Annotated in this window: 15 protein-coding genes and 1 CRISPR repeat array; of the genes, 11 read left to right on the forward strand and 4 right to left on the reverse strand. The window is 46.4% G+C overall.

Annotated elements, in window-relative coordinates; translation table 11 throughout:
- Nucleotides 1-179 precede the first annotated feature (179 nt).
- The 8 genes from cas9 (at nucleotide 180) to JOC27_RS10220 (ending at nucleotide 18,458) form a co-directional block, all read left to right on the forward strand.
- The gene (gene cas9 / locus JOC27_RS10185; RefSeq protein WP_205007183.1) at nucleotides 180-3,434 is read left to right on the forward strand and encodes a type II CRISPR RNA-guided endonuclease Cas9; all 3,255 of its coding nucleotides are present in this window, start codon (nucleotides 180-182) and stop codon (nucleotides 3,432-3,434) included.
- Entirely contained in the window at nucleotides 3,406-4,308 is a 903-nt protein-coding gene (gene cas1, locus JOC27_RS10190; RefSeq protein WP_205007184.1) for a type II CRISPR-associated endonuclease Cas1, read from the forward strand. Before cas9 ends, cas1 begins: the two co-directional genes overlap by 29 nt.
- A 4-nt stretch (nucleotides 4,309-4,312) precedes the next feature.
- Nucleotides 4,313-4,621, forward strand: a complete 309-nt coding sequence (gene cas2 / locus JOC27_RS10195) for a CRISPR-associated endonuclease Cas2 (RefSeq protein ID WP_205007185.1) — start codon at nucleotides 4,313-4,315, stop codon at nucleotides 4,619-4,621.
- 152 nt (nucleotides 4,622-4,773) lie between these two features.
- Nucleotides 4,774-8,609: direct repeats of the CRISPR family, unit length 36 nt; unit sequence ATCGTATCACATCAAGTTTTACAGGGGAAGTATGGC.
- Nucleotides 8,610-8,818: 209 nt separating this feature from the next.
- Nucleotides 8,819-10,279, forward strand: coding sequence for a TIGR02677 family protein (locus tag JOC27_RS10200; RefSeq protein WP_205007186.1), 1,461 nt, complete (start codon nucleotides 8,819-8,821; stop codon nucleotides 10,277-10,279).
- A gap of 141 nt (nucleotides 10,280-10,420) precedes the next feature.
- Entirely contained in the window at nucleotides 10,421-11,566 is a 1,146-nt protein-coding gene (locus JOC27_RS10205; RefSeq protein WP_205007187.1) for a TIGR02678 family protein, read from the forward strand.
- A complete protein-coding gene (locus tag JOC27_RS10210) occupies nucleotides 11,566-15,678 on the forward strand; it encodes a TIGR02680 family protein (RefSeq protein WP_205007188.1) in 4,113 nt (1,370 codons plus the stop codon). Before JOC27_RS10205 ends, JOC27_RS10210 begins: the two co-directional genes overlap by 1 nt.
- The gene (locus JOC27_RS10215) at nucleotides 15,665-16,924 is read left to right on the forward strand and encodes a TIGR02679 family protein (protein WP_205007189.1); all 1,260 of its coding nucleotides are present in this window, start codon (nucleotides 15,665-15,667) and stop codon (nucleotides 16,922-16,924) included. Before JOC27_RS10210 ends, JOC27_RS10215 begins: the two co-directional genes overlap by 14 nt.
- Before the next feature lie 175 nt (nucleotides 16,925-17,099).
- Nucleotides 17,100-18,458, forward strand: coding sequence for a D-serine ammonia-lyase (locus tag JOC27_RS10220; RefSeq protein WP_205007190.1), 1,359 nt, complete (start codon nucleotides 17,100-17,102; stop codon nucleotides 18,456-18,458).
- 7 nt (nucleotides 18,459-18,465) lie between these two features.
- Here JOC27_RS10220 and JOC27_RS10225 read toward each other — a convergent pair whose 3' ends face one another.
- Nucleotides 18,466-18,615, reverse strand: a complete 150-nt coding sequence (locus JOC27_RS10225; RefSeq protein ID WP_205007191.1) for a hypothetical protein — start codon at nucleotides 18,613-18,615, stop codon at nucleotides 18,466-18,468.
- Nucleotides 18,616-18,884: 269 nt separating this feature from the next.
- Between JOC27_RS10225 and JOC27_RS10230 the strand changes: the two genes are divergently transcribed.
- Together JOC27_RS10230 and JOC27_RS10235 are read left to right on the forward strand one after the other, a co-directional pair.
- Nucleotides 18,885-19,424 carry a VanZ family protein gene (locus tag JOC27_RS10230; RefSeq protein ID WP_205007192.1) on the forward strand — a complete coding sequence of 180 codons (540 nt, stop codon included), beginning with the start codon at nucleotides 18,885-18,887 and terminating at the stop codon, nucleotides 19,422-19,424.
- 278 nt (nucleotides 19,425-19,702) lie between these two features.
- Nucleotides 19,703-21,817, forward strand: a complete 2,115-nt coding sequence (locus JOC27_RS10235) for a methyl-accepting chemotaxis protein (RefSeq protein ID WP_205007193.1) — start codon at nucleotides 19,703-19,705, stop codon at nucleotides 21,815-21,817.
- A gap of 187 nt (nucleotides 21,818-22,004) precedes the next feature.
- Here the strand turns inward: JOC27_RS10235 and JOC27_RS10240 are convergent, their stop codons facing one another.
- Complete coding sequence (locus tag JOC27_RS10240) at nucleotides 22,005-23,237, reverse strand: aminopeptidase (protein WP_205007194.1); 1,233 nt, start codon at nucleotides 23,235-23,237, stop codon at nucleotides 22,005-22,007.
- A gap of 120 nt (nucleotides 23,238-23,357) precedes the next feature.
- Here JOC27_RS10240 and JOC27_RS10245 point away from each other — a divergent pair, with 120 nt between their 5' ends.
- On the forward strand, nucleotides 23,358-23,456 hold the full coding sequence (locus JOC27_RS10245) for a YjcZ family sporulation protein (protein WP_205007195.1): 99 nt from the start codon (nucleotides 23,358-23,360) through the stop codon (nucleotides 23,454-23,456).
- 133 nt (nucleotides 23,457-23,589) lie between these two features.
- Here JOC27_RS10245 and JOC27_RS10250 read toward each other — a convergent pair whose 3' ends face one another.
- On the reverse strand, nucleotides 23,590-24,138 hold the full coding sequence (locus tag JOC27_RS10250; protein WP_205007196.1) for a GNAT family N-acetyltransferase: 549 nt from the start codon (nucleotides 24,136-24,138) through the stop codon (nucleotides 23,590-23,592).
- A gap of 41 nt (nucleotides 24,139-24,179) precedes the next feature.
- Complete coding sequence (gene rsgA / locus JOC27_RS10255; protein WP_239530248.1) at nucleotides 24,180-25,238, reverse strand: ribosome small subunit-dependent GTPase A; 1,059 nt, start codon at nucleotides 25,236-25,238, stop codon at nucleotides 24,180-24,182.
- Nucleotides 25,239-25,584: the final 346 nt, after the last annotated feature.

The following is a 25,584-nucleotide window of genomic DNA, read 5'->3' on the forward strand; positions in this document are numbered from 1 at the left end:
CAGATCAAGTTTTGCAAGGTTTGTATGGTAAAGCATTAAGCTGTGGCGTTAGGGATCGCCTCCCGAAAGGGAATTCCCTCAATTAAGTGACTAGGCCTTGGGTTTAGTCATTTTTTTGTATAATTCATGACTGAATTTTAAAAATATATAAAAATAAATTTCAACTGGAGTTGATTTTTATGAAATATAGTATCGGACTTGATATAGGCATTTCATCAGTTGGATGGTCGGTGATCAATCTGGAAAAAAAGAGGATCGAGCGATTGGGCGCCCGTCTATATGATGCGGCAGAAAATCCAAAAAATGGATCATCTCTCGCTGCGCCTAGGCGTGATGCGCGTTCGGCAAGGCGGCGCCTCAGACGGCGACGTTATCGTGTTGGTAAAGTGCGCCAATTTATTGTCGAGCGCGGATTATTGACAAGCAGTCAGACTGATCAACTTTACGACTGGAGGGAAGAAGATCTTGATATCTGGTTGGTTCGGGTAAATGCTCTTGAACGTCTGCTTACCGATCGCGAATTTGCTAGAGTACTGATACATATTGCCAAGAACAGAGGTTATAGGTCGAATCGGAAGAGCGAGTCAAAGTCTGGTGAAAACGGGCAGGTACTCTCGGCTATCAAGGCAAACAAAGAATTAATGGAGCAAAAAGGTTACCTGACGGTGGCCGAAATGCTCGTTAATGAGCCGGAAAAGTTTGCCGGACGGAAGCGGAATCGCGGCGGGGAATATACGCATGTCATCGCTCGTTCGGAACTGGAACATGAGATTCGTCTTATTTTTACCAAGCAACGTGCATTCGGAAATCGGTTTGCAACAGAGGTAAATGAGACTACATATATAACGATTTGGGGTGCACAGCGTCCGGTCGCAACGAAGGATGATATATTCAAGAAAATCGGTAACTGTACTTTTGAAAAAGGAGAAAAGCGGGCACCGAAAGCTTCCTATGCATTTCAATATTTTCGCGCTTTGGACAAACTGAATCGGCTACGAATACTGTCAGTACGTGAGCTTTCACGAGGGCTTACAAGTGAGGAAAGGGATCAAATTTTGCCTGCTTTGTTTGATCATGACAAGCAGAAATACTCCGATCTGAGAAAAATTCTGAAACTAAGAGATGACCAGAAGTTTAATGAACTTTTTTACGACCCAGGTAAATCTTTAAAAGATAATGAAAGTAACATCTTTCTATCTCTAGCTGAACAATATAAGATTCGTAAAGTGATTAAAGATGCGCAGGGGAAAGGTGCACTGCTTCAATACCGGCCGGTGGATCTGGATACAATTGCGTACGCGCTGACAGTGTTCAAAGATGATCAGGATACGAAAGATTATCTTTCTAATGACTATGTGAATGAAAATGGGAAGCAACTCGTCAATTTGGCTAATCGAATATTTGATGAGGAACTGATTAATGGGTTATTAAGTCTCTCATTCTCTAAATTTGGTCATTTATCACTCAAGGCACTTCATAAACTAATTCCTTATATGGAAAATGGCTTATCTTATTATGATGCGTGCAAAAAAGTCGGTTATCATGACAATGAGCAGGTCGGGAAGGATAAGCAGCATCTTCTGCCTGTGATTCCCGCAGACGAAATTCGTAATCCGGTTGTGGTGCGTTCCTTGTCGCAGACGAGAAAAGTGGTCAATGCAATCATCAAGCGGTACGGATCACCAACTTTCATGTACATTGAATTGGCAAGGGAAATGGGCCGTCCTTACAATGAGCGCAGAGATTTAGAGAAACAATATAATAAAAATCGTACAGTGAATGATCAGGCCAAAGTAAATATTCAAGAACTGTTTCCGGCGGTTAGTGATCCCCGTGGCCATGATATATTAAAATTCAAGCTATGGCAGCAGCAAGATGGTAAATGTGCCTACTCATTAGAACCGATTCCTGCAGAAAATATCTTTGAACCAGGGTACGCGGAAGTCGATCATATCATTCCCTATAGCCGAAGCTTTGATGATAGTAATTCCAATAAGGTGCTTGTGCTTTCAAAAATGAATCAGGCAAAGAAGGACAGAACGCCCTTTGAGTGGTTCGGCGGTGATGAACATCGCTGGAAACAATTTGAGTCCTATGTCAATGCACTTAAAGTCAACCGGAAGAAAAAATCATTATTGACAAAGAAAAATATGGACAATGAAGAGGAAGAGACGTTCAAATCTCGTCATTTGAACGACACGAGGTATATTACTCGATTTTTTAAAAATTTTGTGGAAAATAATCTGATGTTTCGAGAGGTAGAAGGTGTCAAACAACATGTTTTTACAGTTAACGGTGCCTATACGTCTCTGATGCGGAAACGCTGGGGATTCAACAAGAATCGAGAGGAAAGCGACCTACATCATGCTGTAGATGCGGTTATTATTGCCGTCAGTCAACCGTTTCGCTATGAGGTCAGTACGTACTTCAGACATCGTGAAGTCAGCCTTCATCAATTCATGAAAAGAACAGGAGATTATTTTCCTGAACCATGGGAAGGTTTTGTTAAGGAACTCAGAGCCCGGATAATGCAGGATCCTGAGAAATTAAAATTAGCCTTGGAGAGTTTGGATCTGGAGAGCTACGGTTCCGATTTCATTGACGACGTCAAAACAATCTTCATTTCCAGAATGCCAAAGCGGTCAATTAAAGGGCAGATTCATGACGAGACACTGCGACGCAATAGAGGAAATACCGAGGATGGATTCATAAGAGTCGTCACTCGTACGCGGCTTGAAAACATTACTTTTGATAAAAATGGTGATTTCCCGATGTATGGCAAGGAATCCGATCCCAAAACTTATCAGGCTATTAAGCAGCGCTATCTTGAGTATGGGAAGGATACTAAAAAAGCATTTATTGAACCACTCTATAAACCTGCAAAAGATTTAAGCAGAGCCTCTATTATTCGGTCTGTGAAAATTGAAGAAAAAAAGAATCAATTAGTACTGTTAAGGGATAAAGCTGTTGCATTTAATTCAAGTATCGTCAGGACAGAGGTATACCAGAATAAGGAAACAGGCAAATTTTATTTAGCACCTGTCTATGTGTCGGATGTATTGGCGGGGAGAGAACCGAAGAAGTTTATAACTCCTCATAAAAATTATGATAATTGGTTAGAAATAACAGATGATTATCGTTTTTTATTTAACATCTTTCCGAATGATGTTCTTCATATAAAAATGAAAAGAAAAAAAGAAGCAAAAACTTTTTTGGGAAATTTAGTAGAATGGCAGGAAGGCTATTTCTATTTTAAAAAAGTGCATTCAGCAACTGCTCAGATCGGTATTATTGACCATATGAAGAGTTTTAAAGATGAAATAGGCTCTCAAAATTTGTTGATCTTAGAAAAATACCAAGTTGATCCACTAGGTAATTTGTCAAAAGTACATGGGGAGAAACAATATGGCATATCGTCACTTAGTCATTCGTAATCCTTCTAGACTTTCAACAAAAGATGAACAATTGCTGATTCATCAGGATGAAACCATACGTATTCCATTGGAAGACGTATGTACAATTACCCTGGAAGATCCGGCAATAACAATTACTAGTGCATTACTGAGTAAATGCACGGAATATCAAGTAGAAGTTATTTTGTGCGATCATAAACGAATGCCAAGTGGAGTAATACAGACATTTAATCAGCACTCGAGGCAAAAAGAAGTGTTGGAGCTTCAGCTTAAGTTACCAAAGCCACTTATCAAGCGGATATGGCAGAAGATAGTTATTCGTAAGTTGGAGAATCAGGCGCATTGTCTGCAACTTTTAAATAAAGGCGAAGAGGCCAATCGTTTGTTTGCGATTAGTCGGAGCGTTGAGTCCGGCGATCGTAGTAATCGTGAAGCTTATGGGGCAAAAGTATACTTTACTTCCGCTTTTGGCGACGGTTTCCAGCGTCGTGAGGAAAACACACGGAATGTTGCTCTGAATTATGGATACAGTATCATGCGTTCGCTGGTTGCAAGAGCGCTTGTTCGATACGGATTTAATCCATGTTTTGGTGTCTTTCATGATAGTCAGACAAATGCTTTCAATCTGGCTGATGATTTTATGGAACCGTTACGTGCTTTTGTTGACGTCATTGTCGCGATGAATGTAAAAGAAGATGACCATTGGGGAGCAGAAATTCGGCAAAAATTGTTTGAAATATTGAATATCGAAGCTATATGGAATGGTGAAAAACAGAGCATTACAAATGGGGTTGACAAGATGATAAAGAGCTATGCAACTGCATGCCGGCAAACAGATGCCTCTCTTTTAACTCTTCCAGAACTTGTAAACATCAATACTCATACATATGAGTAAGTTCATGAGAATTCTCGTGTTTTTTGATCTGCCGGTTACTTCTATTCGTGAACGAAAAGCATATAGCCGCTTCCGTAAATTTCTATTAAAAGATGGGTATACAATGCTTCAGTTTTCTGTATATACGCGGATATGTAATGGCGAGGACGGCGTACAGAAACATATGAAACGTTTAAAGGATCATCTCCCGGGTGTGAATGGCGCTATACGCTCTATGAAAATAACAGAAAAACAGTTTGAAAATATGGATATTTTACTCGGAGAAGATACACCTGAGGAAAAATTAGGAGCAAATAAAACAGATTTTTTTTAGATCTAGGGGTTGCCTTTTTAGCGGCCACATTTTTTTTGCTAATAAAATGAAAAAAATTAAAGAAAACATCAAAAAACAGCGCATATTTGCACTGTTTTTTATAAGTAGAAATCCCTTGAAATGGGGATGTATCAAGGGATTCAGGGGCATGTATCGTATCACATCAAGTTTTACAGGGGAAGTATGGCGAATTTGAAAATCATACGCTCACCATCTCAATCGTATCACATCAAGTTTTACAGGGGAAGTATGGCAATTGATTCATTGTTAAACCTCCTGAGTTATCGTATCACATCAAGTTTTACAGGGGAAGTATGGCCCAAACAAAGAGTACGAAAGCTATGATACAATCGTATCACATCAAGTTTTACAGGGGAAGTATGGCCGTGTATAGGGCGTGTCTGCGGCGCCTAAAATCGTATCACATCAAGTTTTACAGGGGAAGTATGGCAATCTCTTTATCATATTCAACATTCCAATGATCGTATCACATCAAGTTTTACAGGGGAAGTATGGCAAAAAGTGACGCGGCGACACACGTATGATTATCGTATCACATCAAGTTTTACAGGGGAAGTATGGCGCTGTTAGTGCAGCTACCGCAGTGATGACAATCGTATCACATCAAGTTTTACAGGGGAAGTATGGCGTCTTGTCATTAAGTTCTTCCTCCAAATCTATCGTATCACATCAAGTTTTACAGGGGAAGTATGGCAAGGAAACCTATGGGCAAAGGAAAAAGAGAATCGTATCACATCAAGTTTTACAGGGGAAGTATGGCAATTGATTATTGATGCAGCTTCAGGACTTGATCGTATCACATCAAGTTTTACAGGGGAAGTATGGCCAACTCGGCAGCTTATCGGCGCGCCCCTCTATCGTATCACATCAAGTTTTACAGGGGAAGTATGGCCACGATTTTGAAGGGTCGTCCTTGTTTTGATCGTATCACATCAAGTTTTACAGGGGAAGTATGGCCCAAGTTTACTTCAAACGGGAATGGGGCATATCGTATCACATCAAGTTTTACAGGGGAAGTATGGCGCCTACTGTTTGGCTCCCGGCAGCAATACAATCGTATCACATCAAGTTTTACAGGGGAAGTATGGCGTAGTCTAATAACTTCTCTCCGTACATCGGATCGTATCACATCAAGTTTTACAGGGGAAGTATGGCTTCAACCAACATATTGTGCGTTGTTTCTGCATCGTATCACATCAAGTTTTACAGGGGAAGTATGGCTGGCAAGCGCAGGTACTCTTCTAACGTCTCATCGTATCACATCAAGTTTTACAGGGGAAGTATGGCTCACGAATGATTGGCATTCGCTATTTGGTAATCGTATCACATCAAGTTTTACAGGGGAAGTATGGCAGCAGTTATCAAGGTTGAACCATGGACTAATCGTATCACATCAAGTTTTACAGGGGAAGTATGGCCATTCTTTGCATCGATATGCCCCGTTTTCAATCGTATCACATCAAGTTTTACAGGGGAAGTATGGCGTATCCAATTCCGAATACAGATCGTTCAAAATCGTATCACATCAAGTTTTACAGGGGAAGTATGGCTATTTTACTTGATGATCTACCATGTGTAAAATCGTATCACATCAAGTTTTACAGGGGAAGTATGGCGCCCAGGTACTTCCAGTCGTAAATCCGTCCATCGTATCACATCAAGTTTTACAGGGGAAGTATGGCATGCTGAACACTGGAAGGAATGCGCGTCAGATCGTATCACATCAAGTTTTACAGGGGAAGTATGGCTGAACATGAAATACGAAACGAGGTGCGCTAATCGTATCACATCAAGTTTTACAGGGGAAGTATGGCAAGAGAAGGACTCACCGCTGTAATATTTCATCGTATCACATCAAGTTTTACAGGGGAAGTATGGCCTTGTATTGCTTGTGAGCGCGCTTGTATTGATCGTATCACATCAAGTTTTACAGGGGAAGTATGGCTAATTCGCACGTGATTCCCGCAACCGCATTATCGTATCACATCAAGTTTTACAGGGGAAGTATGGCAAAGGCATTAAAACATTGCAGGGACGGTGAATCGTATCACATCAAGTTTTACAGGGGAAGTATGGCTGCGCGGTCTTTATTCCAAAATATTTATTAATCGTATCACATCAAGTTTTACAGGGGAAGTATGGCGTGATTGGTGATGGGGCGTTCGGTATTCCGATCGTATCACATCAAGTTTTACAGGGGAAGTATGGCACTGAACTTAATTGACTTGATCTTTTTCGGATCGTATCACATCAAGTTTTACAGGGGAAGTATGGCTGAGTAAACCGCATGGATCTTTTTAACCTGATCGTATCACATCAAGTTTTACAGGGGAAGTATGGCCCCGTATGTGGCAACCATTTAACAAGCGAAATCGTATCACATCAAGTTTTACAGGGGAAGTATGGCAGATAGTTGGTGTATATGGTTCTATATCATATCGTATCACATCAAGTTTTACAGGGGAAGTATGGCCTTAAATCCGCACTGTAATCATTAAACTTATCGTATCACATCAAGTTTTACAGGGGAAGTATGGCATGAAGGTATGGAGTTAATTGAAGTAAAGAATCGTATCACATCAAGTTTTACAGGGGAAGTATGGCCGAAGTTTTGTGATAAATGCAATAAAAAATATCGTATCACATCAAGTTTTACAGGGGAAGTATGGCCTCTTTTGTCGCATGGAATGATTTTCCGGCATCGTATCACATCAAGTTTTACAGGGGAAGTATGGCCGGGGGCGATACATGAATTTCCATAGATTCATCGTATCACATCAAGTTTTACAGGGGAAGTATGGCTTGGATTGTGTGCGATTTTCTCCCAAAATTATCGTATCACATCAAGTTTTACAGGGGAAGTATGGCCGATTTGTACGTGTCTAACCACAGTTTTTATCGTATCACATCAAGTTTTACAGGGGAAGTATGGCCATCTAATTGAAGATATTTACAATGATATTATCGTATCACATCAAGTTTTACAGGGGAAGTATGGCAAGCATATCGGCAGGCAGTCAGCAAGGTGCATCGTATCACATCAAGTTTTACAGGGGAAGTATGGCTGGCTAGGTCAAGCCAATAATACGGGATTAATCGTATCACATCAAGTTTTACAGGGGAAGTATGGCTTGTAGTGACGCCGATCAATGGCGATGGCATCGTATCACATCAAGTTTTACAGGGGAAGTATGGCCATCTTTTCATCTGACGACCTATTGAAGGATCGTATCACATCAAGTTTTACAGGGGAAGTATGGCTTCTTATGCATCAATGATCTCGCGGATGAATCGTATCACATCAAGTTTTACAGGGGAAGTATGGCTCAATGGGGTTTGCTACAACCTGTTCCAGAATCGTATCACATCAAGTTTTACAGGGGAAGTATGGCTCAATAAGAAATATAAACAAAAGACAATTAATCGTATCACATCAAGTTTTACAGGGGAAGTATGGCGCCGACAATAACCGTATGGCCAACCTTTCCATCGTATCACATCAAGTTTTACAGGGGAAGTATGGCTTAATGGACCCCGATCCAATATCAATGTATATCGTATCACATCAAGTTTTACAGGGGAAGTATGGCCTGAGGCTGCGTTCTGCCATCGCCATCGGATCGTATCACATCAAGTTTTACAGGGGAAGTATGGCGAGTGCAGTTTGTTTTTACTCTTAATCTTATCGTATCACATCAAGTTTTACAGGGGAAGTATGGCATAACTATGGCATCATCAAAGTAGAAGGAGATCGTATCACATCAAGTGGCTGAAAGTGTGGAAGATGCAAAAGCTCATGATCGTATCACATCAAGTTTTACAGGGGAAGTATGGCTATCACTGATCATTCGTTTTGCGATCTCTAATCGTATCACATCAAGCTTTACAGGGGAAGTATGGCTGTGAGTGCGTGAATTGAAATATCACTGTTATCGTATCATATCAAATTTTACATGGAAAGTATGATCAAGGGAAATTATGCCTGATCTAAGTGGCCAATGTACTACATCAAGCCTCGCTCCCCCTATTTTTTGCGATCATAAAAGCATTAAACTCCCCATCCCCCACCGACACTTATTACCAATTTATTAATCGCCTATCTTACCCAAAGTCTATTATGCTAAAATAAAAATAGCTGATTTGCCAAACAATACAAAATTATCTGAGGGATTATTTATGGACGTGACGCAGTTTCAGAAAATAAAAGAAGCGTCTTATCTGACGGCGGAAAATGCGGTTCGCTATCGGATCATTTTGCGCTTCTTTTATATTGAGCATGAGCGGATGAAGGATTTGCTTTATCCGGCAGATGTGTTTCGTTTCGTTCGGTCGGTCAAGGGCATGGAAGATTATACAGAAACGATGCTCGAGCAAGACTTAGCGACGCTCGTCAGTTGGAAGAATATCATCCCGCGGCAAGAGATGAAGGAACCGAAATCGATCGAAGAGTATAAGCGGAAGAGGTTTCGCTATCAGGTGACGCCCTATACCGTCGAATTTGAGAGACTCCTTGCCGAGCTTGAAAAAAAAGGCGAAGCTTTTGGCGGTCAATTGGAAAAGTCATCATTTGAACGGTTGCTGAAGGCACTTGTTGCACTGCCGACGATGACGAAAGAAAATGCCTATGAGGGTTGGCAGGATCTGCTACACCATTTTAAACAGATCAAAACGAATACTTCCGATTATATCGGTTATTTGAATAGTGAGCGGATGGAATCGTCGATGCAGACGGAGGCGTTCCTTGTCTATAAAGATCAATTTATCCACTATTTGCGTGATTTTATTATTGCGTTGCAGCAGACCGCATTGAAAATTCAGAGCGCTTTGCGTGCAACGGATTCTGCGTTGTTGGCAAAAATAGCAGAAGCTATTCTGGTGCATGAGCGGGCGATCCCTCGCGTTGGCGGCGAGCAATTAGACGAAAAGGCGCTATCAGAAGATTTTTACGCAACGTGGCGCAATATCCAGTCCTGGTTCATTAGCAATGAAACAGGGGAGAGCGAGTATTTGTCATTGCAGCAGCAGACGAATGAAGCGATTCGTCGAATGACGCGTTTTATTCAACGCTTTGGCGAACGGTTGCAGCAGCGGCGCAGCCGTAAGAAAGACTTTCTGCAAATCGCTCGCTGGTTCAATGATTGCGCAACTCTAGAGGAAGCCCATCAGCTATCAGCAACGGTTTTCGGTGTCTTCCATACGCGCCATTTTGTTGCCGAGCCGAGTGCGACAAGCGATATCTATGCTGATCTTTGGCAGGAGAAGCCGAGTGAGACAGTGATTACGCCGCGGGTTCAGGGCTACCGTGAGAAGACCCGTCCTGCTGCGTTCAAAGTGCATCAAGAGGAAAAGCGCGCCGCGCAAGAAGAATTTTTGAAAAAAAGAGAACAGCTTAAGGCGCGGCTTGCCACGTATATCCACGAAGGAAAGATCGTCTTGTCGCATGAAACTTTTATTGACAAGGAAACGCGCAAATTACTGCTCTATTGGCTGGCTAAATCGCAACTTCAGGAAAGGCATTTGGTGCAGACTGAATTTGGGCAGAGAGTGACCGTTCGAGTCGATCCAGAGCGTCGCGTGCAAATTCATTCTGAGGATGGTGTGCTCGACATGCCGGATACGATCTATGTTTTTCAGTAGACAATCGTTGCCTTGAACCAGGCGATATTTTAATTATATTAATGAAGGAATTTTCTGGTCAAAACTTGGAAAGCATTGACCGTCTGCTGTTATAGGCTGAGTCAGATTGGGAAGCATTGCATAAGAAAGGAGATGAAAAACATGGCGACTGCCAGTGAGGAACAGATTCAAGAAGGGCTGACCTGTCTTTTTGAAAATTATTGGATTCTGCGGGCAGATAATCCGGAACGTTACCATCAGTTGCGACGAATGGAAAAGGATTTAAAGCGCGTCCTCGATGACCGGTTCGGTCTGCGTCTTCATGTTCATACGCAATTTATCAAGCTAGAGAAAATTCCAGTGGAACCCAAAAGTTGGATGGGGATCACCGACTTTCAGGACGTGATGGATTACACGTTGTTTGCCTGCGCTCTGGCATTTCTCGAATCGAAAGAGCAGAACGATTATTTTCTGCTCAGCCATCTTGTTGAAGAACTGAATGAAAATTATCCCGATCGGGAGGCGCTCGACTGGACCAATTATCGACATCGGACGTCCCTTGTTCGCGTCGTCACGCAGCTACTCAAGCTGCATTTGATGGATCGAATTGAAGGCGACATCGGCCGTTTCGCCCAAAATGAACAATTTGAAGCGTTGTACCGGGTGACGCTTTATGCCCGTTATTTCATGCGCACTTATCCCGAGGATATCTATCAATACAAAGATTGGCACGCACTGACTCATGAAGACAACGATCGGTTGGAGGCTCACGGTCGTCGCTGGGAGGCCTATCGCCGCCTGATGATGGAGCCGGTCGTGACTCGCACATCGGAGAACAGCGAACAGCTTTTTAATTATTTTCGTGTACAGCGCCGATCCATTGAGGACTTTTTTGAGCGGACCACGCCGTTCAGCTTTGAATTGACGCGGGACGCGGCGATGCTGACGCTGAGTGAGCGCAAACAAAGCTATACCTATTTTCCGGCCCAACCTGTGATACATGATATCTTGCTGCAGTTAGCCGCGCAGATTCGGTCGCAGGATCCGGTACGTGACGCCTACGGCCAAGCGACACTATCCAGACAGGAATGGCTGTCGCTGATTCAAAATGTGCAGCAAACCGCTGCAGCCGGCTGGTCGAAAGAATTCCGAGAAATGACAACGGACCGGCTCGCCGATCGGCTGCTTGATGAAGCCTGTGCTTGGCAGCTCGCGGAGACGCGCGGCGATCAGGTGATTTTGCTACCAGCGCTCGTGCGCTTTTCTGGGCGTTATAGCGATGACTTTCAGAAGAAGGAGGGAAAATAATGAATGAGGAAAAATGGGAATTGAACCGCGCCGGACTGATCAATTTCTGGTATTATGACGTCGCCGTCTTTGATTTTGCCGATGGCAAGATGCTATTGCGCGGTGCCAACGGATCGGGTAAGTCGGTGACGATGGCCAGCCTTATCACTGTACTATTGGACGGGAAAAAGACTCCAGATCGGCTGGATCCGTTCGGTTCATCGGCGCGAAAAATGGAAGACTACTTGCTCGGCGAAGAAGATGTGTCCCATCGTCAGGAGCGGACCGGCTATCTCTATTTAGAATACAAACGCAAAGGACTCGACCAATACATAACAACAGGCATGGGCATGCAGGCGCGTCGGCACAAGTCGATGGCAACCTGGTATTTTGTGTTGACCGACAATCGTCGTGTGGGAAGAGACATCCAGCTCTACCGCAAAGCATCTGCGCATGAGATTGTGCCGCTGACTCGCCAGGAATTGAGCAATCGGATTGGCAGTCAACTGATTGCCAGTCAGGCGGAGTATATGCGCCGCGTCAATGAGCTGATTTTCGGTTTCGATAATACCGACATTTATGATGATCTGATTAAACTGCTGCTTCAATTGCGGCGGCCAAAGCTGTCAAAGGAATTCAAGCCGACGGTGATGTACGATATTTTGCAGCAGTCGCTGCCGGCTTTGAAGGAAGACGATTTGCATTCGGTGGCTGATACGCTTGAACAGATCGATCAAGCACGCCAGCAACTGGCACAGGCAAAAGAAGAACTGCGGTTGATGCGCGAACTGACGGGGAGCTATCAGAAGTATCGGACGTATTGCACGAGTGAACTGGCTTATCATCTGAATGAAACCTCAAGCAAAAATGCAGCCAATCAGACACAGTGGAAACAGGCAGCAGCTCAGCGTCAGCATTTGTCCGAGCAGTTGGCTTCCGATCAGGCAGCATACAGCCGTTTGGAACAGAAAATCGAAGTCCTGAGCAAGGAAAGAGACGATCTGAGTCAGCATGAGGTGTTCCGGCTTGTCCATGAACAGGAAGAGTTACGAAAGAATATGAGTAAAACCCAAATGAAAATCAGTCAACAGGAAGACAAGCTTTTCCGCAAACAGAGGCAGCTGGACGATTTGAAACGGAAGATCGACGCGCAGGAGATGGAATTAGAGACGCTGAATAAAGATAGCGCCGATCTGCGTATTGAGATGAGTGATTTGGCTGTTGCCGCGCATTTTGCCGAACACACGGCGTTGTTAGCAGACGCCGCGCATCTCGAGAATGGGGATATATTTACCTATTGGAAAAAAAGCGTCAAGGATTTCATGACGCATTTACGCGAGATTCAGGCACTGCTGACGCGTTACGAGCAGAAACGTGAAGAGATGCGCCGGGAGGATAGCCGGCTCGGTGATCAGATTCAAAAAATCGCGGCAATCGAGCTGGAGATTCGTCAATGGCAGCAGAATTTTAGCGCAGAGAAGGAACGGCTACAGATCGCGCTACAGGAATGGCGGCGCTCGCTATCGTTTCCAATTGATGACGCGCAGTGGGCACAATTTTTACAAAACCTTGAAGGCCTTTATAGCGAGGTGACGCTGTTTGACGAGGCCCTGCTCCCGGTACGCGAGGCGTTGCAGGCAGCGGAAAAAGTGCTGCAAATGCGGGATGCGGCGCTTGCTGAGAAAGAGCGGACGGAGAAGGAAACTCAGGAACAGTTAAAGGCGGAGAAAGCAGAGTGGCAGCAGAAAAAAGATCCGGAGCCGGCGCGCTCGGCAGAAACTGCCGCCTACCGTGCTTCTCTTGCCAAACGCGGGATCGATGCCCGGCCACTCTACGCGTTGATTGACTTTGCGCCGAAAACACCGCAACCGATCCGTGACCATTTGGAAGCGGCATTGCTTGATGCCGGCTATCTTGATGCACTCATCTGCACGCAGGATCTGGACGTTGTTGCCGACCGTCAGCTTAAACCCGATCCAAAGTTTATGACACAAACGCTGAGTGACTATCTTGTTCCCGATTGTCCAGAGGGTACATCGATTCCAGTCGAACTCGTCCAGGCGGTGATCGATTCGATTTTGCTTGATGGTGAGCAGGCACTCATTATTGATGAGCAGGGACACTATCGCCTGCCCTCACTTGAAGGCCGCGCTTCGGATCAATACCAGGCAGCCTTCATTGGTAAAGCGAGTCGTGAGGCCTTCCGCACACGTGAAATCGAACGACTCGATCAAGCCATTACCGCGTCGGTTGACCGTCAGGCAGCACTTGCCGGTGAACGAGCGGAATTGGCGAACCAGCTGCGGCAGTACAGCGCGGAGATGACGGCGCGTCCGTCCGACAGTGATCTGAAATTTGCCTGGCAGCAGCGGACCGCGAAGGAAAGTGAACGCGATCAGGAAACGCGCTATAAAGAAAGTATCGAAGCAAGGTTAACCGGGCTTAAGCAGGAGACTGCTTTTTTGAAAAATAAATTGAATGAGGACACGGCAACCGATGATCTGCCGTTGGAACTGGATGCGTATCGCGCGGCGGAAAAGGCGGCGTTCGACTATCGCGAGGCGCTCTCTGCTTTTATCAATCTGGCCGATCAACGGCGCCGTATTAAGCAATTGATGGTTACCTTGAACGAACAGAAATTAGCAAGCCAGGAAGAATGCGATGAGTACTTTCAGGAAAAAAGCGAACTGCAGGCGTCGGAGGAAAAGCAGCGACTAGCTGCCGATTCAGTGGAACAGCAGCTGAAACTGAAAAATGCTGATGAAGTGCGCCAAAGGCTGGCACAGGTCATAAGGGAATTGGAGGAAGGGCGTAAACGTGTGCCGGAACTTTCTGGAACGCTTGCGACGCTCACCGGGAAAATCACGCAGCTGGAGGCGGATGAACAGCGATTCCAGACACGAAGCGCGTTCTTTGCTCAGTTGCGTGATGCCTGGATTGACACGTTCCGGAATCTGCAAACGATCGATCGACCGGATCCAGCGTCGTTGCCCAAAGATCTCAGCGGGCTGATTGCTGATCAATTGAAAAATTTCAAGCTAGATACTGATCGGAAGAAACGGCTAGCAGATGACTTCGAGACGAAATTTCGCAACGAGCAGGGCATGCTGCTTGACTATCATCTTCAGATAAACGATAGAAAGATGGCTGATGAGAAAGAGTGGATGGCTGCGGAGGTGCAGACTGACCTCTTGCCTTATCTGGAACAGTGGCGCGAGAAAACGCATCAGCTTGTCTTCGAATGCGATTACCGCGGTGCCCGTGCCACGCCTTCGTTTGTTATCGAACAGCTTGATCGGCTGATCAATCAGCAATCGGTGATGCTGGAAGCGCGTGATCAACAACTGTTTGAAGACATTATCTATCATTCCGTTGGCGTGACACTGCGCAGCCTGATCGACCGTTCGGAAAAATGGGTCAAACAAATGAACGAAATACTCAGCAACCGGAAGAGCTCGTCTCATTTGAAGCTGCGGATTAGCTGGAAACCGCGCGCGGCAGAGACGGAAGAGGAACTTGATACGCAAGATCTCGTCGATCTACTGCGCCGCGATTCGGAGCTTTTGGCTTCCGATGATTTGGAGAAAATGATCCGCCATTTCCGGGCGAAAATCGAGGCATGCAAGCTGCGCGTTCAGGATGAGACGAACACATTGACGTTAGATCAAGTCTTGCGCGAAGTGCTTGACTACCGGCAATGGTTCACTTTTCAAATGGATTATCAGAAAAATGGCGAACCGCGTCGTCCACTGACCAACCAACGCTTCTATACGTTCAGTGGCGGTGAAAAAGCGGTTGCGATGTATCTACCGCTTTACACGGCAGTTTATGCCCGCTATATGGATGCTAGTAAAAACGCGCCGTACATCATCGCGCTTGACGAAGCATTTGCCGGCGTCGATGAACTCAATATTGCGGAACAATTCGCAACGGTTGAGCAGCTTGGTTTCAATTATATGATGAACTCACAGGCATTGTTCGGCGATTATGAAACGGTGCCGGCGCTTAATATTTATGAACTGATTCACATGGAAAAACAAGATTTTGTCACGGTGATTGCCTACAATTGGAATGGCAAAGCGCGCGAGTTGTTGGATCAGCCAGCGGAGGCGGTTGTCCTTGACAACGAATGAAGCGGCGCTCTATTTTCGCGCCAGAAGTGTCTTTGCCAAATTGTTTCGTCAAGCGAAGAAAACCTATCATACGTATGGCGAACTCAAGGGAACGTTTTCGATTGGCGAGCTCACCGCGGCTGAAAAAAGCCAGCTTGCTTTATTTCTCAGCAAGCCGCTTTATGAATGGGAAAAGAAACAGCGGTTGCGTTGGTCGCTTTTCGAGACAGCCTATCAATCATCAAAATTTGTTGACACGCCACTGCTTGCGGCGATGGAACAGACGCTTGGTCAGCCGTTCACGACAAAAATACAGGATACGGCGAATGAGGCGGCCAAACAAAGAATTTTCCTGGAAAAATTGGCGGCATTGCCGCATCTGCGGTTCATGGCGTCACTTGAGGCGGCGCGTCAACTCTACGAATGGTATACCGAAGATCCGGCAGCGTGCATGGCTGGTTTTTCCTTAATCAATCATGCGCTCGACCAGCTCCCCAAAGAGCCGACGCGGTTGCCCTTTTTTGCACATCAGTTGACCGGCGATCCCCATGCCCTCGATCCCAGCAACCGGATCGGGAAGGCGTTCATCGCTGTCCTGGAACGTAAGCGAGAGACGAATGGTGCTTTTTTATCACGCACGGAATATACGACCGATGTCTTGCTCGACTTCAATCTTGTGCGCGACGATATCATGAATTTTGTCGCGATCAATGGCTTATTGGCGAAAACAGATGACGCTGTCCACCCGATGTGGCAGGCAGCGGTCGATACAGGCGTCAGCTGGAATGTGCCCGTTCGTCATTTGCTGACAGTTGCTTCCGTCTTGCCCGCTTTCGGTCGCTCCGTTTATCTGATCGAAAATTCCGGAGTCTACAGTGCGCTCCTTGATGCCCGACCTGACTTGCCGCTTGTCTGCACCAACGGCCAACTGCGTCTCGCCGTCTGGATGTTGCTTGATAAGCTCGCAGCTTCGGGCGCACTTTTGTACTATTCGGGCGACTTCGATCCCGAAGGTGTGCAAATGGCTGACCAGATTCTGAAGCGCTATCCGGATCAAGTGCGCCTGTGGGCGATGAGCGCGGCGGATTATATTGAATCGAATCCACGTTTGCCCATGAACGGGCACCGTATGAACAAATTGAAGACTATTGAATCCCAGGCGTTGCACGATTTAGTGATTCAAATGGCGGCGAAGAAGAAGGCCGGTTACCAAGAAGCGGTGTACAGCCGTCTGCTCGCAGAAGTGCGCCAGACAAATGGCATGTGAAATGAACATCTTTGACATGAGCTATTTGAGCTCCTATGACCGCTTTCACAAAAAGAACGGATTCAGCGCCAGTGCTACGTGTTAGCAGTTTCAGGGGAAAACACAGTTAGTTTGCATGTCTTTTTTTATATTGAGGTGTGTTAGAATAGAAAAAAAGTTGAAGGGGTAGTTGGCGATGCGTGCTCAAATCAGCGGTAAACCGCTGGATGATTGGCTACGGGAGTATCCTGTTCTCAAACGTGTTGTGGCGCGGCAGGAGGTCTGCTGGTTGAACCCAGATTACGGGCAGCCGGCGGAGTCGTCTGCGTTCGATCCGGCGGAGATTGCTGCAGCGGATCGGCGCTTGAGTCGGTTCGCACCGTATATCAAAGTGGCGTTTCCAGAGACCGCGCCTGCGCAGGGGATTATTGAATCGCCGCTACTCGAAACGGCGGCGTTGCAGGAGAAGCTCGCGGCAGAGGTGGGGACGGTTATTCCGGGACGCTTGCTGATGAAGGCAGATAATCTGCTGCCGATTTCCGGATCAATTAAGGCGCGGGGCGGTATTTATGAGGTGCTGAAGACGGCGGAAACGTTGGCGCTGCGGGCTGGATTGCTGACTGAATCCGATGATTACGCCCGGCTTGCGAGCGACGCGTGCCGGCGCTTTTTCAGCGGCTATTCAATCGCTGTCGGGTCGACGGGCAATCTCGGGCTGAGTATCGGCATCGTCGCAGCGAAACTCGGTTTTCGAACGACGGTGCATATGTCACGTGATGCGCAGCAGTGGAAGAAAGATTTGCTTCGGGAAAAAGGGGCACTGGTTCGTGAATATGCGGCCGATTATAGCGTTGCTGTGGCGGCAGGGCGGCAGGCGGCGGCAGCTGATCCGCGCTGCCATTTTATTGATGATGAATCCTCGCACGATTTATTCGCCGGTTACGCAGTCGCAGCAGAGCGGTTAAGAGCGCAGCTGGATGAGGCTGGACTTATGGTGGATGCCGACCATCCGCTGTTTGTCTATTTGCCGTGCGGGGTCGGCGGCGGTCCAGGCGGTGTGGCGTTCGGCTTGAAACAAATTTTAGGTGATGCGGTGCATCCGTTCTTCGTTGAACCAGTTGCGTCACCTTGTTTTCTGCTCGGTCTCTTGACCGGTTTGAACGAACAAGTGTCGGTTTTTGATTTCGGTTTGGACAATCGGACAGCTGCGGATGGACTCGCTGTGCCGCGCCCTTCGGCTTTTGTGGGCAAGACGGCGGGCTCGCTTGTCGCCGGATGCATGACCGTGACGGATCGCCAGCTGTTTCGCGGGCTCAAGTGGCTCGCTGATAGTGAAGCGCAGCAAGTCGAACCTTCGGCAGCGGCGGGGCTTCTTGGGCCGGGTCTCTTGCTCGGTACGGATGCAGGCCGCCGCTTTATCGAGGCAAACGGCCTCAGCGGAAAAATGAATCAAGCCGCGCATCTATTCTGGGCGACCGGCGGCGGAATGGTGCCGCAAAAAATCCGGGCCGCCTATTTAGAGCAAGCGAACCGGATCGCTGGGTTAAACGACTAACGAGACCTCAGTCTTCCTTTTTATCGTGAACATACTCATTTGGAACGCCGGAGTGGCCGGAATTGCTATTTTTTTCCCTGGCCAACCGGCCGTTTCTATGTTCTCCGGTATGATCACGATTTTTAAACTGGTGCGTGAATTCTTGTTCTTTATTCATGTCGCGCCTCCTTTTTCATCTTTTAGCTTGAACATTCCCTTCATATCTATTCATGGTTCGGAAGGCCAGCGGTATCGCACTTTGCGATCTTTGATGGAACATAAATCTATCCTTAAAAAATTTATTGATCGAAATTTTTTTCGGTGTGATAATATAGAGTTAAGTTTTTGTAAATATTTAAAATTTGTTAATGAAATGATTAACTAGCTAATTCTAGGCGGCGTCAATGAGACGTGACGCGAGACATCAACGAATAGAAGGAGTGCCACATGCTGAGAAACAAGCGAGCGTTTTGGTTCTGGACAATTATGATTGTCGGTATGCTAGCCATTATTTATAAAGGATCGGCGACACCCTATTCCCAGCAGGACATTCAGCCGTTCTTAAAAGCGCATTTGCTGTGGACGTCTGAGACATTTCCACATATTTCGTTCAATTATGGTGGGGAATGGATCACGTCGACGGACCCCTACGCATTCTTTGAATTCGTCGTTCGCAAGGCGAGCCATATATCGGAATATTTTTTGCTGACGTTTATGCTTATCAATTTGTTTATGACCACTGTGATGCCGCGCGGTCTCTGTTATTTGAGCGGCCCGGCGATTGCTTTTTGTTACGCGGTTTTTGATGAGTGGCACCAGACGTTCGTCGCTGGACGAACCGGCCATTTGATTGACGCATGCACCTTTGATCTGACTGGCATGATTCTGGCGATGCTTGTGATTTTTCTTCTCGATGTCTATTACCGATTCTTTTATACAAGCAGCAAACCTGACTTTTACGCGCACGATCGGGCGATGCACGGCTGATCAAATTGGTGAATTTTGTGATAAAGAAAGCCGATGATTTTTTCAAAAGATAAGAATGTATAAGATTTTGCGCGAAAAATGCAGCGAAGGTCGCGAGACGCCCGCAGCAGGCGAGCATCCGAAGCACAATTGAAGAAAAATTAGGACAGGGCGCGGCCTAATCTTTGTTAACATTTAGCGAAAATATTCCGATACTAGGAACATAGTGATAAATAAATAGACGGATAACCGGCAGCAAGAAATGAAGTTATTCATATGAGCGGGGTGGGCTTTTATTCATGAAAATGCATGTCAAAAGCAGCAGGAAGAAACCAGTGACAGATGCCGCGGCTGATGAAAAAGAGGAGAAGACGGCAAGCGCTGCGTCAAGATTCCAGCGCTACAATTTGCTGGAAAAATTCTTTTCCCAGAAGGCTTTGCTAAATCGAAGTCTGAAAGAGCAGATGCTCATTCCTTTTATTACGACAATCGTTGTTGTCGGCTTAATCGGCGGGCTGTTCAGCTATTTCTATGGCGAAAAGATGACTAAGGATCAGCTGATTCAATCGACCCAGCAGCAACTGAAAGCGACGAATCGTAGTTTTGATACGTATTTTAGTGACGCTGAGGCAAATGTCCGTCAATTCGGGGCGAGTCCTTTATTGAACAATCCGAAAAAAAACACAGCGTCGATTAATACGATGTTTCAGAACTTATTGGACGCGAACACGAAGTATCAGGCGATTACATATGGCGCGGCAAATAAGGATACCATTCGCGCGCCACTTTACTTTTTCAATCAGGGTTATGATCCGACGAAAGAAGAATGGTATCAAGAAGGGCTCCATGCAAACGGTAATTCATACTGGACAAGCCCGTACAACGACCCCGTGTTAAAACAGCAGGTTGTCAGTGTCGTGCAGGAAGTGAAAAGCAATGGCACGGTGCGCGGCGTGATGAAAATGGATTTGTATATTCAAAACATTGTTAATGAAGTCAGCAATGCAAAATACGGAAAAACCGGTTATTCTGTTCTTCTGGATAAAAATGGTAATTATATCGCTTCACCGGATAAAAAGGATATCGGCAAGAATGTGATCCACCAGGATTTTTATAAGCAATTAATGAAGATGGGTAAAAATGGTCTATTTTACGCGCCAATTGATGGACAAGAGAGGTTAATTAGTTTCGAACGCAACCAAACGACCGGTTGGGTGCTCCTCGGCATCATTAATAAAGGCGAGATTAGTCAAAATGCCAATCTAATTGCGCTGCCATCGGCACTGACTGTAATCATCATTTTAATTATTGCTGTCCTGCTCACGAATTATTTGCTGAGAAGGATAATTGTCCGTGTGCGCACCATTCAGCAGGCTTCCGAACGGGTGCAGCACGGAGATCTGACTGTTGCCATTCCAGTTGTCGGCAATGATGAATTGGCCGGACTGATGCGCAGCATTAATGAGATGGCCCGTGAAAATCGAAAGGCGTTCCAGCAAGTTAATACAGTTTCCGATCAAATGAAAGCCGCTTCAGAAACCCTTGTCGCCAGCGCCGAAGAAAATGTGGCTTCGGCGAATGAGATCAGTGCAACGGTGACGCAAATCTCCGCAGGAGCAGCTAATCAGTCGGCAGCGCTCGATGAGAATCAGAATTCGATTGACACACTTGTACGCGAGTTCAAAATGATGAAAGAACACAGCGACGAGGTTCTGCAAGGATCGGTGCAAATGAGCACAACGACGAAAAACGGGCAAAAGATCATGAGTCAGCTGGCTGAACAATCAAAGGCCTCATCGGATGCGACGGAACAGATTATTCAAGCGGTTCAGGAACTTGAGCAGCGCGCGCAGAATATTACGCAGATCGTCACGGTACTTGATGGAATTGCACGGCGGACCAATCTGTTATCGCTGAACGCGAGTATCGAAGCCGCTCACGCTGGCGAACACGGCAAAGGGTTTGCGGTCGTCGCCGAAGAAATTCGCAAATTGGCCCAGCAAACGAATAGCTCGTTGAAACAAGTCAGCGAGACGATCAAAGAAGTGACGGAAAAGACGGCAAACGCTGTTGCCCTTGGTCAAATGACAGGCGAGATGCTGCAGAGCCAGGGTCAAGCCGTCCGCGAGTCTGACGAAGCCTTTAAGGAAATTGACCAGACGATTGACCAAAGCGTTGCTGGCATCGAGAAAATTGCTGAATCGATTCGTTCCGTTAATGGACATATCGTCCAGATTAGTCAAGGCTCGCAAACGATTGCTTCGACAAGCGAAGAAACAGCGGCGAGCACGGAGGAAGTCAGCGCTTCCATTCAGGAACAGACTGCAGCCATGGAAGAATTAAACCATCTGGCTGAGGATCTTGAAAAGCAAGCAGAGACTATGCGCGCAGCGATCAGACGCTTCAAAATTTAGTCGAGATAAAAGCTGCCTCGAAACAGATTCAGTTTCCGAGGCAGCTTTTTTGGTAGTGAAGTTAGGGAAAAACGCCGTTCAGGCGTTTTTTTTGCATTCTGTAGTATAGCATCTGTAACAACTAAGGCTCAGCCATGTCCTTAGGACATTGGCTGAGCCAAGTTTTTCTAATCGCTGTATCAAAGAGTCAAATCGCCCAATCGCCGTTGCGGAAAATGGCGATGCGCGCACCAGAAGGCAGTTCGCCGTCGATTTCCAGCTCAGCGGAACCGACCATGAAATCGACATGGGTCGTGCTCGAGTTCGCTCCTTTTTCCTTCAGTTCTGCTTCGCTCATTTGTCGTCCGCCGCGGTAATTGAACGGATAGGAAGCGCCAATCGCCAAATGGCAGGAGGCGTTTTCGTCGAAGAGGGTGTTATAGAAAATTAAATGGGTTTCAGAAATCGGCGAATGAAAAGGAACGAGCGAGACTTCACCGAGAAAATGTGAGCCTTCGTCTGTCTCGATGATCTGTTTCAATGTCTCGTAGCCCTGTTCCGCCTGATAATCAATAATCCGTCCATCTTTAAAGGTAACCGAGAAATGGTCGATTAAATTGCCGGCGTAATTCAGGGGTTTTGTGCTAGCTACTGTACCGTTGACACCGGTCGCCAGCGGCATCGTGAAAATTTCCTCTGTTGGAATGTTCGGCTGAAACGGGACGCCTTGACTATTGGTCATGCCGCCGCCGACCCAGAGATGTTCCGCCGGCAGCTCAAGCGACAAATCGGTGCCTGGTGCGCGGTAGTGCAACGCTTTGAAACGTTTTTCATTGAAATAGTTCAGCTTTTCTGAGAGATTATCGCGATGCTTCTGCCAGGCTACCGATGGATCGTCCTGGTTGGTACGGGTGATGGTGAAAATTTGTTGCCAAAGTGCTTCGATACGTTCGTCTTCTGGCAGATCAGGGAAAATTTTTGCTGCCCAAGCTTCGGTCGGCACAGACACGATTGTCCAGCTGACCACAGCGCCAATTTTGGCATCCATGAATTTTTTGTTGGCAGTCGCATTGGTTTTCTGCCAGGTCGCAATCCGCGCTGGATCAATACCTTTTAGCAGTTCGGGATTCGGCGAGTAAATATAGAGAAAGGCAGCGTTGGCGTCGACCAATTCCTGATAGGTTTGCTTCTGCCAGTTTGGATAGGTTTCGAATGCAGCGTCCGGCGCGCTTTCGAAACGAATGCGGGTCGTCGGTTCATCGGACCATTCGACGAACACATTTTTTGCGCCAGCCTCATAGGCTTTTTTCACTGCCAGTCGAACAAATTCAGGGGATTCAATTGGCGCGAAGATCATGACATCCTGATTTTTTTGAACATTTAAACCGAATTGAATCGCAATCGATGCATAATTATCCAATAATTTTTTGAAATTTTCCAAACTAAAGCCTCCAAATCAAACGTATAGGATTTTCCCTCATTGTAGCACAAAAAAATGGGCGAACGTCATCATTAGATGCGCATAGGATGATAGGGATAAAATTTGGGAGGTGATGGGATCATGGGTGCTGAAGCAGGTTTCGGCCTCAATTCAGGATTCGCACTAGTCGTTGTTTTATTCATTTTGCTGATCATCATCGGCGCGTCTTGTATTTATTAAAAAAAACCGTTTGAATCTCATGCTGTTTTTATCCCAAAGTGACAAGGAACAGGTATAGAGTGCGATTTCTGCGCGAAAAATGAGCCCGTTCAATAATCGGATTAAGCAGACCATGAAAAAAAACAGGCTGGATTCAAGCATCCTGCCTGCTTTTCGATTGAGCACATGAATACACATCGGCCATTATTTGTTTTTTGGCCGTAATCAGTCTCGGGAGCGTCCAATTTGTGCCGTTGGTCATAATTTTCAAAGGAACTGCGCGCATCTTGGCGGTATGTTGCATCAACGGTTGATTATAGCCGAACGAATGAGCGATGAAACCGCAGCGTTCGTAAAATTGGATCCGGCGCCGCGCAAGCAAATTTTTTGGCGCTTCGACCTCAAGCAACCAGTCACCGGCCAAGCGCTGCAGCAATTCGTAGAGCATCATTGTGCCGAGACCCTGGCCACGGGTGGATGGGTCAACGGCAAAATGCTCGAGAAAATAAAAATCGGAGAAAGTCCAATAGGCGAAAAATCCTGTCAGCTTCTGATCGGTGTTTTGTACTTTTAAAAGATGATAATTGGACTGCACGAGCAATTCCCGTGCAGCATTGGCGCTGCGCAGTTCTTCGCTTGGGAAAGAACGCGTCATTAACGCGTAAATTTGATCGAAATCATCGCTTGCTGCTTCTCGGAGCAAAACATCACATCCTTAAAATAGTTGATGTTGGCGTATTGAATTCAATGACGCCGCATCTGTTTGCTGATTTTCTTCCAGCGCTCTTTTTCGGCGGATAAGGCGCGCTTATCGATTTTGCGTTTGAGGAAGGCTTGTTCACGCTGTAATTTCTGATAACTCGTCCAACGTCCGAGATCAAGGGCGCCTGATAGGAGCGCTGCTTGAACGGCGCAGCCGGGCTCGCTTTGATGGCTGCAATCGCTAAAATGGCAGTTTTGGGCCAGTTGGTCAATATCGGCGAAACTTTGGCTGAATGCTCCATCCGAAGCAGTCCAAAGCTGCAATTCGCGCATGCCGGGGGTATCAATGATGATCCCGCCGGACGGGAGTAGAAGGAGATCACGGCTTGTTGTTGTATGGCGCCCACGTGTGTCACGCTCACGCACCGCATGCACTTTTTGCACCGCTTTCCCGCAGAGCCAATTGGTTAACGTTGATTTGCCAGCACCGGATGAGCCGAGGAAAACAGCTGTTTCTCCAGGCTTGAGACAGGCGAGCAGTTCCTCTCGCCCGCGGTTTTGCAACGCACTGACAGCATAAATTGGCACACCAAAAGCGACAGATGCTGCTCCTGCGATTTCTTCCGAGAGATCGCCGCATGTATCAGCCTTGCTGAGCACAATCACCGGATTTGCGCCGCTTTCCCAAGCGGTCGTCAAATAACGTTCGAGTCGGCGCAAATTAAAGTCGCGCCCAGGCGCCATGACGAGGAAGGCGATATCGATATTGGCGGCAACAATTTGCTCCTCGGTTGACAAGCCAGCCGCTTTCCGCGAAAAACAACTGTAACGCGGTAGCAACTGTTCGATGATTGCAAATGACCGATCGGGACAAAAGGTAGCAAGAATCCAGTCGCCGATTGCTGGAAAATCGCTCCGCTGTCTGGCGCTGTGCCGCAGTTTGCCGGATATTTCGGCGCGTACCGGTCCGCTTTCTGTCATAATTTTATATTGGCCGCGGTATTCAGAGATCACGCGGGCAGGAAATGTTTTTTCAGGAAGGACGGGCAGTGATTGTTTTTGCTGCATCACGGCCCATCCATAATTTGTTAGTTGATCCAATTGAGATTCCTCCGGTTAAACGATTTTTGTGTGAAAAGTGCGCAAAAAAAAGACCGCCCGCACGGTCCGCTCTCACTCTCTAAACGCAAATAAAGAACGGGATCAGTGCCTGCGCGCTGCCCGTCCTTTTTAATCGTTAACCGAAGAAATTCAGTCGTTCGAAGGGGACAGGCAGCATCCTGCAATCAGCTTGTCTCGATTGGTCATCGTCATAATGCCTCTCCCCTTTCAAAATAGAATACTCCTACAGTTTAGAGATTTAGGCGCGAAAAGTAAAGAGGTTGATCAAAGTAGTTGTTAAAAGAAGTGGTTGTAAAAAAATGAGAAATGGTCGTCGATGTTTCAA

Source organism: Sporolactobacillus spathodeae, assembly GCF_016908935.1.
Lineage (GTDB): Bacteria > Bacillota > Bacilli > Bacillales > Sporolactobacillaceae > Sporolactobacillus > Sporolactobacillus spathodeae.